Source organism: Leucobacter sp. USHLN154, from assembly GCF_037145595.1.
Lineage (GTDB): Bacteria > Actinomycetota > Actinomycetes > Actinomycetales > Microbacteriaceae > Leucobacter > Leucobacter alluvii.
The window spans coordinates 112,098-125,183 of sequence record NZ_JBBCXF010000007.1 but is presented as its reverse complement, the minus strand read 5'-3'; the positions used below and the strand labels follow the sequence as shown (position 1 = coordinate 125,183).

Annotated in this window: 12 protein-coding genes; 4 read left to right on the top strand and 8 right to left on the bottom strand. The window is 68.6% G+C overall.

Going from position 1 to position 13,086, the window contains the following annotated elements:
- Positions 1–5: 5 nt before the first annotated feature.
- The 7 genes from WFH23_RS13190 to WFH23_RS13160 form a co-directional block, all read right to left on the bottom strand.
- Entirely contained in the window at positions 6–488 is a 483-nt protein-coding gene (locus tag WFH23_RS13190) for a DUF3237 domain-containing protein (RefSeq protein ID WP_090150093.1), read from the bottom strand.
- Positions 485–2,242 (bottom strand): ABC transporter ATP-binding protein, encoded by a 1,758-nt coding sequence (locus WFH23_RS13185; RefSeq protein ID WP_336662867.1) that lies wholly within the window; start codon positions 2,240–2,242, stop codon positions 485–487. Before WFH23_RS13185 ends, WFH23_RS13190 begins: the two co-directional genes overlap by 4 nt.
- The gene (locus WFH23_RS13180) at positions 2,239–3,102 is read right to left on the bottom strand and encodes an ABC transporter permease (protein ID WP_336662866.1); all 864 of its coding nucleotides are present in this window, start codon (positions 3,100–3,102) and stop codon (positions 2,239–2,241) included. The genes WFH23_RS13185 and WFH23_RS13180 overlap by 4 nt, the downstream gene beginning before the upstream one ends.
- Positions 3,099–4,058 carry an ABC transporter permease subunit gene (locus WFH23_RS13175; RefSeq protein ID WP_090150101.1) on the bottom strand — a complete coding sequence of 320 codons (960 nt, stop codon included), beginning with the start codon at positions 4,056–4,058 and terminating at the stop codon, positions 3,099–3,101. Before WFH23_RS13175 ends, WFH23_RS13180 begins: the two co-directional genes overlap by 4 nt.
- A gap of 27 nt (positions 4,059–4,085) precedes the next feature.
- On the bottom strand, positions 4,086–5,729 hold the full coding sequence (locus WFH23_RS13170) for an ABC transporter substrate-binding protein (protein WP_336662865.1): 1,644 nt from the start codon (positions 5,727–5,729) through the stop codon (positions 4,086–4,088).
- 74 nt (positions 5,730–5,803) lie between these two features.
- On the bottom strand, positions 5,804–6,319 hold the full coding sequence (locus WFH23_RS13165; protein WP_200331719.1) for a DUF3237 domain-containing protein: 516 nt from the start codon (positions 6,317–6,319) through the stop codon (positions 5,804–5,806).
- Entirely contained in the window at positions 6,316–7,989 is a 1,674-nt protein-coding gene (locus tag WFH23_RS13160) for a CocE/NonD family hydrolase (RefSeq protein ID WP_336662864.1), read from the bottom strand. The genes WFH23_RS13165 and WFH23_RS13160 overlap by 4 nt, the downstream gene beginning before the upstream one ends.
- A gap of 191 nt (positions 7,990–8,180) precedes the next feature.
- Between WFH23_RS13160 and WFH23_RS13155 the strand changes: the two genes are divergently transcribed.
- Entirely contained in the window at positions 8,181–8,744 is a 564-nt protein-coding gene (locus tag WFH23_RS13155; RefSeq protein WP_090150114.1) for a TetR family transcriptional regulator, read from the top strand.
- Positions 8,745–8,758: 14 nt separating this feature from the next.
- Here the strand turns inward: WFH23_RS13155 and WFH23_RS13150 are convergent, their stop codons facing one another.
- A complete protein-coding gene (locus WFH23_RS13150; protein WP_336662863.1) occupies positions 8,759–9,394 on the bottom strand; it encodes a TetR/AcrR family transcriptional regulator in 636 nt (211 codons plus the stop codon).
- A gap of 117 nt (positions 9,395–9,511) precedes the next feature.
- Between WFH23_RS13150 and WFH23_RS13145 the strand changes: the two genes are divergently transcribed.
- From WFH23_RS13145 to WFH23_RS13135, 3 genes are all read left to right on the top strand, one after another.
- Complete coding sequence (locus WFH23_RS13145; RefSeq protein WP_336662862.1) at positions 9,512–10,513, top strand: phosphotransferase enzyme family protein; 1,002 nt, start codon at positions 9,512–9,514, stop codon at positions 10,511–10,513.
- A 47-nt stretch (positions 10,514–10,560) separates the two neighbouring features.
- The gene (locus tag WFH23_RS13140) at positions 10,561–11,835 is read left to right on the top strand and encodes an aspartate aminotransferase family protein (RefSeq protein ID WP_336662861.1); all 1,275 of its coding nucleotides are present in this window, start codon (positions 10,561–10,563) and stop codon (positions 11,833–11,835) included.
- 112 nt (positions 11,836–11,947) lie between these two features.
- Entirely contained in the window at positions 11,948–12,910 is a 963-nt protein-coding gene (locus tag WFH23_RS13135) for a helix-turn-helix domain-containing protein (RefSeq protein ID WP_336662860.1), read from the top strand.
- Positions 12,911–13,086: the final 176 nt, after the last annotated feature.

Below are 13,086 nucleotides of genomic sequence, written 5' to 3'. Positions count from 1 at the left end.
GCGGCTCAGATGAGTCGGAACACGCGGATCACCACGTGCCCGGGTTCTGGCCGCGCGTATCCGATGAACTGCGATGACGTCAGCCATTCGAGTTCGGGGTGCTCGGTGTGGAACACGAACGCGGTGCGGTAGTAGAGGTCGCGCTCGTCGAGGTCCTCGCCCGATTCGAGTCGCGCCAAGCCGGCCTCGTCCGTGCGCCAGATGCCGCGGTTCACGACGTCGACGGCCGCGGTAGCGCCGCCGTCGAGCTCAGCTTCGATGATGTACCGGGCATCGAGGCGCACCGTGAGCCCGTGCCCGGTCCACCAGTCGCCGCCGCCCGGAAGGATCGCGCCGCGCAGCCGGGGCCCGGCGAAGCTGCCGCCCGAGATCGGCGCGAAGTGCAGGCCCTCCCCTGGGGCGGAGCCGCCGATCGGAACGGCGTCGTCGACGGCGACGCGCAATTCGAAGCAGTACTCGAAGTCGGGGCTGAGGAGTGCGGAGGTCATGAACGGCCTTTCGATTCGAAGCGCGCGCCGGTCGATGCCGGTGCGGCGATGGGTCCGGTGATGGTCGGGAGTGCTGACGTGCGTCCGAGCCTACGACGCCGCGGCGTCCATCCTTCGCGAGGGATGGAGTCGAGCAGCAGCCGAGTGTACTCGGCGCGCGGCGCGTCCAGAAGCTCACCGGTCGGCCCCGCTTCCTCGACGCGCCCCGAGCGCATCACCACGACACTGTCGCAGAGCCTGCGGATCACGGTGAGATCGTGCGTGATCATGAGCAGCGCGACGCCGGTCTCTCGACGGATCGTGTCGAGCAGCGTCAGTATCTCGACCTGCGTCGTGACGTCGAGTGCGGATACCGCTTCATCGAGCACGAGAATCTCGGGGTCTGCGGCGAGCGCGCGTGCGATGGCGACGCGTTGCCGCTGCCCTCCGGAGAGGGACCGGGGCCTGACGTCGAGGAGCGCGGGTTCGAGCCTCGCCTGGTCGACCAGCTCGCCGATGCGCGCAGCGATCTCCGATTGCGGCGCGCGCTTCCGGTGCACGCGGATCGCCTCGGCGAGGCACTGGCGAACGGTCTGCCTGCGATCGAGTGATTGGTAGGGATCCTGGAAGACCATCTGCACCGTCTTCGCTCGAGATCGACGTTCGGCGCCGCCGCGGGCCGGCCGACTCCAGTCGGCTCCGCCGACCGTTACCGCGCCGGCGTCAGCGTGCTCCAGGCCGCAGATGATGCGCGCGGTCGTCGATTTGCCCGACCCTGATTCGCCGACGATTCCGAGGCAGCCTCCCGGGGCGAGTTCGAAGGCGACATCGTCGACGGCGACGAATTCCTCTCGAGCTCCCCCCGTCGCACTGCGCACGCGAAACGTCTTCCGCAGTCCCGTCACCGACAGGATCGGAGCCGCGCGTTCCTCGCGCACCGCCGACTCGTCCGCCCGCAGCCCGTCGGGATCGGTGGTCTCGTTCGCGGAAGGAGGCGACGGCGTGTCGCCGAGCGAGGCCGACATGAGCACGCGGGTGTAGTCCTCTCGCGCGTCGCGACGCATGGTCGCGGCATCGAGCGTCTCGACCGTTCGGCCCCGCTGCATCACCGCGACTCGATCGCACACGGCTCCCGCGAGGGCGAGATCGTGCGTGATGAACAGGAGTGACAGCTGCCGTTCGCGGCGCAGGTCGCCGATCAGGGCCATGACTTCCTCCTGCGTGGTGACGTCGAGGGCCGTCGTGATCTCGTCGGCGAGCAGGATCTCCGGATCCATCGCGAGCGTCGCCGCGATCATGACGCGTTGCAGCAGCCCGCCCGACAGCTCTGCTGGGTACTGCTTGAGCCGCCGACCGGCGTCGGTGATGCCGACTTCGTCGAGCAGCTCCCTTGCGCGGCGTGTCGCCGCTTCGGGGGGCACGCCGTCCACGGTGATCTGGGCTTCGGTGAGGAAGTCGCCGATGGTGCGCAGCGGGTTGAGGTGGGCGCGCGGCGTCTGGAAGATCATGCCGACGCGCCTCGCCCGCAGGTCTCGGAGCACGGCCGGCGGCGTCGCAGAGATGTCGTGGCCCAGGAGGCGGATCGTTCCGCCAGTGGTGAAATGCCCGGGAAGCAGGCCTGCGACGGCCCGCACCGAGAGCGTCTTCCCCGATCCGGATTCGCCGACGAGTCCGACGGCCTCGCCTGCGCTGATGGTCAGCGTGCAGTCGTGCACGAGCGTGCGGTCGGCGGTCGCGATGGAGAGCGCGTCGAGTTCGAGTACGGGAGCGGTCATCGTTCCTTCTCCTCTGCCCAGGTGGTGATTCGTGCGCCGATGACGCTGACGGAGAGTACGGTGACGACGACGAAGACCGCCGGGTAGAGCGCCTGCTCCGGGGCTCCCGCGAGGATGCCGGCTTGCCCGCCGGCGATCATGGAGCCCCAATCGGCGGCCGGAGGCTGCTCGCCGAGCCCGAGGAATGAGATCGCCGCGAGGTCGAGCATCGCGTAGCCGAAACCGACCGCCACCTGCGCGGCGATCACCGGGATCAGCGCGGGAACGAGGTGCCGGAAGCAGATGGCCGCGGCGGAGACGCCCTGTACTCGCAAGGCGGCGATGTAGGGCTTGCCGAGTTCTCGGGACGCCGCGGTCTGGGTCAGCCGAGCCACCACGGGAATGTACGCGATGGACAGCGCGATGACGGGCGCCAGGACTCCTTTGCCGAACATCGCCACGGCGAGCACGGCGAGCACCAGGCCGGGGATCGCGAAGATCACGTCGACGATGCGTGCGATGACGCCCCGCACCGCTCCTCCGAACCACGCGGCGATGATGGCGAGCGCCGAGCCGAGCACGGTCGAGAGCGCGACCACCGCGATGGGCGCGATGACGCTCGTTCGGGCTCCCGCCAGTACCCGGGAGAGGATGTCACGACCCACGTCGTCGGTGCCGAACGGGTGGGCGAGCGAACCGATACCGTTGACGTCGCCGGTGTAGAGTTCGGCGGGATCGTACGGTGCGATCCACGGACCGGCCAGCGCGGCGAGCGCGACCAAGCCGAAGACGACGAGCGCGCTCCTGAAGAGCCAGTCCTTGCGCGCGACCCGGGTGATGGCTTGCGGGGATCTGCCCCCCGCGAGTTGTGCGACGCTCATGCTGCCCTCCCGGCATTGATGCTGTCGGGGTCGATGAGTGCGCTCACGATGTCGGCGACGGCGTTGAGCACGACGAAGATCGTCACGAGCAGCAATGAGACCAGCTGCACGACGGGAAGATCTTTGCGAGCAGCGGCCTCGGTGAGAAGGGAGCCGATGCCCCCGAGCCCGAAGGCCTGCTCCGCGATCGCCGAGGCCGCGAACAGACCGGCGACGGTCGTGCCCGAGATCGCGAGGATCTGCGGTGCCGCGTTGCGGAACACGTGGACGCGGAAGATGCGGCCGCGTGGGATGCCCCGCACGCGCGCGGTCTCGACGTGCTCCGAGTGGATCTGGGCCACCAGCGAGCTGCGCGTGACTCGGCTGATGTACGCGATGAACAGCACCGCGAGGGAGCAGGCGGGCAGGGTCAGGTGCCAGAGACGATCGAGGCCCCCTGATCCTTCGCCGTACACCGGGAACCAGCCCAGCGTCTTCGCGAAGATCCAGATGAGCAGGATCGCGACCACGAACGTCGGAAGCGCCATGCCCAGTGCGGTGAGCAGCCCGACCGCCCGGTCGATCCGAGGGCCCCTGGTCGCGGCGAGAATGCCCGAGCCGACGCCCGCGATGAGAATGATGACGACGGTGAGCAGCACGAGTTGCAGCGTCACTCCGAACCGAGGAGCCACCAGGTTCATCACGTCGGTCTTGTAGACGAAGGATCGCCCGAAGTCGCCCGAGAAGACCCCTCCGAGCCATTGCAGGTAGCGCGACCAGATCGGATCGTCGAGGTGGTACTCGGCGCGGATCTGCACGATGAGCTCCGGCGTGGGCTTCGCGCCGCCGGCGAGCGCGGCGATGGGGTCGCCTGGCGTCAGGAGCAACGCGGCGTAGATCACGACGCTCGCCAGGAAGAGCGTCAGCAGCAATCCGCCGAGCCGGCCAACGAGGGTGCGTATGAGGAGAGAGTTCACGTCGGTCCTTCCGCGCAGCTCCGCCGACTACTGCCCGCCGAGGTGCAGCGCCCAGGGGCTGCTGTACACCGCGACCGAAGTGGTGATGCCGGTGAGATCGTCGTTCACGTAGCTCAACTGGTAGGCGCCCGCGAGGGTGATCTGGAGCATGTCGGGCGCGAAGATCTCCTGCGCCGCGACGAACTCCTCGGCCGCGGTCTGCTCGTCAGCCGCCGTGCGCGCCGCCTGCATGTGCGCGGTGACCTCTTCGTTGGCGTAGCCGCTCCAGTTGAACACGCCGCCGAGTTCCTCCGGCAGCATGAACAGCGACGGGTAGCCGAGCACTCCGGGGGTTTCGAGGTAGCCCTGGGTCGCGACGAAGTCGATTCCCTCACGAGCGGCCGGGTCGTAGAACATCGCCCCGAAGTCGGAGGCCTGCATCTCGTTGATCTCGATGTCGACGCCGATCTGCTTCGCGGCGCTCTGCACGATCTGCGCCGTGTTCTTGAACTCCGTCGCGCCTGCCGGCACGGCCAGCACCAGCGGCGCACTCAGGTCTTCGCCGCTCTCGTCGACGAGCTTCTTCGCCGCGTCGAGGTCGACATCCGGAGCGGGGAGCGCGTCGTACCCGGCCTGATACACGTCTGCGGTCGCGAGCTCGTGGAACGTGAACGGCGGCACGATCGTGCTCTGCGGTTCGCCGAACCCGTTCAGCACGGTGTCGATGTACTGCTCCCGGTCGATCGACAGGCTCAGCGCGCGTCGGATCGCTGGATTGGCCGCGGGCCCCTCCGACGTTGCGGGCCCGAAGCTGTAGGACGCCGTCGACGGCCCGACGATCAGACTGCCAGCCCCGTCGCCCTCGAAGGCGGCACGGGAGCTCGGCGACACGTTCAGGGCGCCGTCGATCTCGCCCTGCGTGAGCGCGGTGGCGAGCGTCGATGCGTCGGAGACGAATACGTAGGTGAGCGTCGAGACGAGCGGCGCACCGTTCCAGTAGTCGGGGTTGGCCGTCGTGACGATCTCGCCGCCGGGCGTCCACCCCCCGTCTGCGAGCTCGTAGGGGCCGGTGCACATCAGTCCGCCGTCGGACGTGCCGAGATCGGCTCCGGCTTCAGCGCCGAACGCGGCGCTCATCACTGCTCCTCCGCCACCGGCGAGCGCGTCGCGGAATGTGGAGTCGGGCGCGTTGAAGGTGACCGTGACCTCGCGATCCCCCGTCGCCTCGATGCCGCTGACGAGCGCGAAGGCCGCGAACCACTGCGACTCGGGCGAGCGATTGCGCTCGAGGCTGTAGACGACGTCTGCCGCGGTGAGCGGCGTGCCGTCCCAGAACGTCACATCGTCGCGCAGTTCGATGACGAAGGTGGTCGGATCGGTCCACTCGGCTCGCGTCGCGACTCCGGGCTCGACCGAGAAGTCCGGCTGCAGTGCGAGCAGGTTGTCGCACAGGTTCGGAATGATGAGATTCGCTGAGGAGGCCGGATCCAGGGTGGCCGGCTCGCCCTCGACGATCGACCAGGTCACTTCGTCGACCGGCGACGTGGCCGCCGGGGTGGACGCGACGAGATCCGCTGTCGCGACGCTGGCGCGGGTGTCGCCGGACGAGCCGTCGCGCGGAGCGCACGCGGTCAGCGCGAGCAGCGCCACGGCGCCGATCGCGGCGCCTGAGATCACACGGGAACGAAACATGGTGGGTCCTTTCGATGGCGCGGCCCTGATCGTCGGTGATCCGGCCGCGGGTGTGCTGAGGAGAGCGGTGCGGTCTAGCGAACGACGAACACGCGGATGCAGACCTGCCCGGCGTCGTCGCGAGCGAGCCCGATGAACTGGTGTTCCGCGAGCCAGCGGTGTGCGGGAGCGTCCGTCTGAAACACCGGGGCGGTGCGGAAGTAGAGCCCGGCCGTCGTCTCCGGCAGGTCTTCCCCGGCCTCCATGCGCGCGATCAGGTCGGGAGTCGCTCTGAAGTACCCGCGGTTCAGCACGTCGATGACCGAGCCGTCGTCGGCGCGGATCAGGTAGCGCGCCTCGAGCTGGGCGGTGGCGGATCGCCCCACGGCCCAGTCCCCGCCGCCCGGCAGCACCTCTCCGGTGAACTCTGGCCCGTGCACGCTGCCTCCGGTCACCGGTGTGAAGCTCAGTTGCTCGTCGGCGCCGCGCCCGATGTGAAGATCGGGTCCGATCGTCGCCCGGATCTCGAAGACGAATTCGAGCCGGGGAGCCGGCAGCGCCGCCAGCTCTTCCGCCGGTGTGATGCGTGAAGCGGGAGGTGAGGTGCTCATGCGAATGCTCCTTGCAGTACGGGGAGGTCGAGCGCGAGTGCGTCGGCTCCCCCGATGATCAGTGTCTGCGTGTTCGGCTCGGTCTCGAGACCGTCCGTCCACGGATCGCGGCCGGTGCCCGGCTGCGGGAGGAACTCGGGGTAGTCGCTGCTCGATACGTGCACCCGAAGCCGGTGGCCCGCCCGCAATCGATAGCCGATCTGACCGAGATCGATGTCGAGCGTCTCGGCCTCGGTCGCATCGAGCAGCTGCTGCTGACCGCGCGCGAAGCGCACCGCGGTGCCGTCTGGAGCGACATCGAGCAGGCGCACGAAGCAGTCCATGACCGGCCCCGTCGAACGCACGCGTACGCGGGTGCGCACCTGCCCGGCGAGATCGATGTCCTCCGTCTGCTGTGGGCCGGTGAAGACGATCACGTCTCCGCGCTCGCCGAGCGGTGCCTCATCCGGCAGATGCAGCAGATATGAGAAGGCGTCGGGAGCGGTCGAGGGCACGAGGTCCTGCGGATCGTGCACCCACGTGCGCTCGCGGCTCGCGGCGGGGCGCTCGGGCGAGAGCCCGCCCTCGGCGGTCGCGTAGCGTGTGACGGTTCGCGATGCTGCAGGAGGCCAGACGGGATCGATCCGCTCCTCATCGGTTCCCGCCAGCTGCCAGACGACTCGCGGGATGTCGGCGACGGTGCCGGAGCCTCGCACGAACACCTCGAAGAACTCCAATGCGGGATCGAGCGTGCGCGGCAGGATGGCTCGGATCTGCTGCTCGGTGCGATCGGCCACGCGGTCGCCCTCGGCCTCGATGAGCTGGTAGCTCTCATGATCGATCGCCTCGATGCGGAGGTAGTGGTGCGCTTCCCACGCCGGGTGCTGCTGCATCTCTGCGACGTCCTCCCAGGAGAGCGGAGCGCAGTTGTCCCACCACCCGATCGTGTGCAGCACTGGCACCGAGCGCCCCGCGAACGCGCTGCCGTTCGGGAATCGAGGCAGGGTCACCGGGTGCGGCACCCATTGGTCGTAGGAGCGCGACCGGGTGCCCGCCCACTGCTGGAAGGCCTCCGCTTGCGCCTCGAAATCGCGACGCGACCAGTCGGGCTCCCAGAGGAAGGTGTCGTTGCCGTGGAAGTGCGTGAGGGGGTACAGATTCGTGATGCCCATCTCGACGGCTCGCACGCGGGCGCCGGGGTCGCGGTGCACCGGTTCGCCCAGGCCGGTCCCCGTGACGCGCGGGGCGATCGCCTTCAGAGCGGGGTGCCCGCTCGCGGCCGCGGCCCACTGCGTGTACCCGTAATAGCTGTCGCCCCACATGGCGACGCGACCGTTCGACCACGGCTGCGCGATGATCCAGTCGAGTGTGTCCTCGCCGTCGCGCACCTCGTTGACGAAGAGCTGGGCCACCCCTTCGGAGCGGAACTTGCCGCGAACGTCTTGGGCGACGACGCGGTAGCCGTGCTGCAGCAGGTACTCCGCGACGAGCGGGATGAAGGTGTACTCGCCGCTCTTGTCGTATGGCAGGCGGATGAGGATCGTGTCGCCCGGCGAGTCGTCTCTCGTGCCGTCGGCAGCGGACGGCAGATACACGTCTGTGGCGAGGTGCACGCCGTCGCGGGTGCGCACGCGCTGCTCTCGAGCGAGTTCGCTCACGGGCGCCGCGCCCAGGCGGTAGTAGTCGGCCATGTCACTCCTTTGAGACGGGGTCGAAATCTGCTCTCGCACGAGCGAATTCGAGTTGCGGCGGGTGCCGGTGAGAACAATGTACGAGCGAGCCCAGTAAATAGTCAAGTCTGACTAGACAATTTTTACCTCCGTGAAATACTCGTTAGTCTTCGGGGATACGACTCGCCCCGTCCCCCGGAGAGGAACCCCGCATGGCACGCCCCTCAGTCGCCGACGCCCGCCGCGAGCAGATCATCGAAGCGACCCTCACGACGATGGCGCACCACGGAATCAGCGGCACCACGCTCGATCGCATCGCCGACGCCGCCGGCATGTCCCGCGGGCACGTACGCCATTTCGTCGGCAATCGGGATCGCCTGCTGCTCGACGCCGCACGCGCCTTCTACGTCGCGCCGGCCGTCATCCCGCCAGAGGTCGACTCCCTCGAGCCCGCCCTCGACTACCTCTTCGGCGAGGAGTTCGCGAGCTCGAGCTCCGACAACGCGATCGTGCTCGCCTTCGTCGAGCTCGCCCGATCATCGGAGGACATCGCAGCGGTGCTCGCCGAGGCCTACGGGTCCGCCCGGGAGCGACTGCTCGCCTTCATCGCCGCCGCGTACCCCGGTTCCACCCCCGCGCAGCACGAGGTCGCCGCACAGGGGGTGATCTCCACCGCACTCGGCAATGTCTTCATCGGCGATTTCGACCGAGAGCCCAAGCGCACAGCGCGCTCCCGCAAAGCGGTCGACGCACTGCTCAGCTCACTGCGGGGGTGAGCGAGGGGCGAGGGTCAGCCGGCGGCCAGGCCGTCGATGAGGCGCGTGAACGCGGCGAAGTACGTCGTCGACCCCGACGGTGTCGACGCGATGCCGATCGCCGATTCCCGGAGGGCGCCGACGAGCAGCACCGCCATCGCCCGCGCGTCGACCTCCGCGCTGACGGCTCCGCCGCGCTGCGCCGCGAGGAGGGTGTCGCCGATCATCGCCGCACTCGCACCCGAGCCAATGCCGCGCTCGGCCCCATCGACGACGAGCGTCGGTCCGGACACGTTGTAGAAGTGCCCGAGCCGCGCATCGGCGGCGAGATCGAACATGGCGCTCGCGTGCGCCAAGAGGCTCTCCCGCCAGTCGTTCGCAGCGGCGGCGGCGGCGCGCGTCCGCTCCACGAGCTCGCGCCCCAGCCTGGCGTAGGCATCGCGGAGCAGCGCGTCCCTCCCGCCGGGATAATGCGCGTACACGGTTCCCCTGGAGATGCCCGACACCTCTGACACCCGCTCGATCGTAGCGTCGGGGAGGCCGCCCTCGGCGATGATCTCGAGTACCGCATCGACGAGCTCGTGGCGGGTGCGCTCCTGTCTCCGCTCGCGAAGGCTGCGGCGATCAGGCGACTGCTCAGGGGCGTTCGAGGCGGATGATGCTGTGCTCACGGAGACCAGTCTACAAAGGCGCCGGCGAGTCTTGTGGACGCAGCGTTCAGTTTCTATACTCGGAGTACAGATTGCGGTGGTCCGTCGATTCCGGCCCGCCCGGACGAGAGGACCCCGATGACCACCGTGACGCTCGAGATCGCCGAGGGCCTCGCCCGCGAAGCCATCACCGTCTGGGGTTTCGACGCCGCCACGCACCTGGAGCTCTTGAAGAACCGTGAGAACTTCGTCTACCGATTCGACGCCGATCATCGGCCGTACGTGGTGCGCGTGCACCGGCAGGGCTACCACTCCGACGCGGAGCTCGGGTGCGAACTCGACTTCGTCCGCGCATTGCACGCTGAAGGCGTCGCGGTGCCCGAGTTCATCGCCGCGCCAGACGGGAGCGGCTTCGTCGTGGTCGGCGCCGAGAGCGCAGTGGGGCCGCATCAGGTCGACGTGCAGCGCCTGATCCCGAACCGGGGCATGTTCGGCGACGAGCGCACCGCGGTCGCCGGCACCGCAGATCTCGAGCCCTCCGATTTCACCGCACTGGGACGCCTGATCGGGGAGCTCCACGCCGCAACCGAGCGCTCCGGCTACGCGATGGCCGTGTCTCGCGACGACTGGGACCTCGAGGGCCTGATCGGCAGCGAACCGGCCTGGGGCGATCCTCTCGGGCTCACCGAGCTGGTGGGAGACGAGCGCGCGACCGTCTCTCGCGCGATCGAACGCGTACGCGAGCAGATCACCGCCTACGGCACCCCTCCGCATCGATTCGGCCCGATCCACGCCGACCTCACCCCCGAGAACGTGCTGCGGACGGAGACTGGTCTCGTGGTCATCGACTTCGACGACTTCGCGGCCGGCTGGCACCTGTTCGACCTCGCCACCGCGCTCTACTTCTTCACGCCGCACCCGCGCGCCGCCGACTACCGTTCCGCGCTGTTCGCCGGCTACGAGGCCGTGCGTCCACTCGACGAGGCCGACCACGAGGTGTTCCCGGCGATCCTCCTCGCTCGCGGACTCACTTACCTCGGCTGGTCGGCGGATCGTCGCGGCGAACCGACTGCCGAATGGCACGCGCGCACCGTGCTGCCGCACGTGGTGCGGCTCGCCGAGGACCTCATCGCCGATTGACGGCCGCACCCGCATCGCCTCCGCCGCTCACACACAGACAGGAACTCATGTCCTCCACCGCAGACCTGCTCGCCCGCCGCAATCGCACCATCGGCCCCTACTCCCCGCTCTTCTACCGCGAACCGCTCCAATTCGTCGCCGCCAAGGGCGTCTGGTTCACCGAGGCCTCGGGCGACCGGTACCTCGACGGCTACAACAACGTGCCGCACGTCGGCCACGCGAACGAGCGGGTGGTCCGCGCGCTCGCGGATCAAGCCGCGACGCTCAACGTGCACACCCGGTACCTCAACGACCGCGTGATCGACTACTCCGAGCGTCTGCTCGCAACCTTCGCCGACGACCTGGACCGCGTCTTCTTCGGCAACTCGGGTTCGGAGGCGAACGAACTCGCACTGCGCATCTCGCGCCAGCTCACCGGCGCAACCGGAGTCATCGTCTCCGATTACAGCTACCACGGCACGACCATCGCGCTCGCCGAGATGACGACGGGCCTGGAGACTCGCGAGCCGCTCGGAGCCCACGTGCGCGCGATCCGCATTCCCGACCTCGATCGGGATTCCCGGCCGGAGGCCGATGTGCTCGCCGCGACCCTGAGCGAAGTGGACGCAGCGATCGCATCGCTGCAGGAGGCGGGGTTCGGAGTCGCGGCGTGCCTCTTCGATCCGCTCTTCTCGACGGAGGGCATGCCCCGCGTGCCCGAGGGTCTCCTGCCCGAGATCGCATCGCGCGTGCGCGTCGCCGGCGGACTCGTCATCGCGGACGAGGTGCAGAGCGGATTCGGCCGCACCGGATCCCACATGTGGGGCCACGAGCTCGCGGCCCTCTCCCCCGATCTCGTCACGATGGGAAAGCCGATGGGCAACGGCCACCCCATGTCGGCCGTGGTCACGAGCGAGCCGGTACTCGACGCCTTCGGCTCGCGCAACGAGTTCTTCAACACCTTCGCCGGCAACCCGGTCTCGGCCGCGGTGGGCGAGGCCGTGCTGCTCGAAATGGAGGAGCACGGGATGATGGCGAGGGCCCGATCCCTCGGTCGCACCGCACGCGCCCACTTGGACGGTGTGGCTGACAGCTACGACTTCGTGCGAGCCGCGAAGGGCACGGGCATGTTCCTCGGTCTCGACTTCGCGGTCGACGGAGCGCCGGCACCCGAACTGGCGGCGCGGGTCGTCGAGGAGATGAAGGCGCGCAAGGTGCTGATCTCGCGGATCGGCCGGGACCAGAGCGTTCTGAAGGTGCGCCCACCGCTCGCGTTCGGTGAAGCGGAGCTCCCGATCCTCCTCGACGCCTTGGACGCATCGCTCGCGAGCGTTCGAGCCTGAAGGTGTATCCTCTCGAAGTGACACGCCGTGAGCGGTGCGCATCGCAGTGACCCCTCCGGTGCGGGTGCGCAGACCCGAGCACGAACGTCAGAGATGCCGAAGGGATCCTGGAATGAACACTGCAATGACGCAGAGCGAAGCCCTTGCGAACGCCCAGCGCACCCGTGCCGACGACCTCGGAGCGTTCCGTCAGATGGTCGCGTCGTCCTTCGTGCCACTGCGCGTGTCCACGGAGTACGCCGGGCGCTTCTCCGCACGGATGGTGTCGGCCGACGCCGATGACGTGGTCTTCACGGAAGTCGTCGCACGCCCGCACCTCGTCGAGCGCACGCCGGAGACCATCGCTGATGGCGGAAGCGGCTACTACAAGGTGAGCCTGCTGCTGTCTGGGAGCAGCATTCTCGTGCAGGACGGGCGCGAGGTCGTCATGCGCCCCGGAGACCTCTCCGTCTACGACACGTCGCGCCCGTACTCGCTGCTCTTCGGCGAGGAGTTCCGGAACCTCATCATGATGTTCCCGAAGGATCGCGTCGACCTCCCCATCCCGTTCACGGAGCAGCTCACAGCGGTGTCGCTGGGACGCGAGCACAGCGGTCTCGCGCCTGTCGTCACAGCGTTCCTCTCGCAGTTCCCCGCGCAGCTCGCGAACCTCGACGGGCGCGTGCGCGCCAAGCTCGCGCACACGAGTCTCGATCTCATGGGAACCCTGTTCTCGAGCATTCTCGACGCCGACCCAGCGCAGCGCGATCCGCATCAGCTCCTGCTGCAGAAGATCACGGCGTACATTGAGTCGCATCTCGGCGACACCGCTCTCTCCCCCAGCATCATCGCCGCCGCGCACTACATCTCGACGCGACACCTCCATTCCCTCTTCCGCGAAGCCGACACCACGGTGTCGACCTGGATACGCGAGCGTCGACTCGAACGGTGCCGTGCCGATCTGCTGGATCCGGTGCTGCAGGATCGGACCGTCTCGACCATCGCCGCGCGCTGGGGCTTCACCGACGCCGCGCATTTCAGCCGCGTGTTCAAGGCGGCGTTCAACGCCTCGCCCAGCGAGCTGCGACGCGCCTAGCCCGGACTCCCGGCTGGTTCGAGGCCGTTTCGTGACCGTTGTTGTCGCGCAGCGAACGACGGTTGACTGAGACAGACGAGCCGCCTGCAGCCGCCTCCGCACGCCCCTGACGCTGCGTACAGTGAATGCCACCTGACGGGCGACGAAGCCCGGTGGCATCCGCCCTCGGCGTTGCT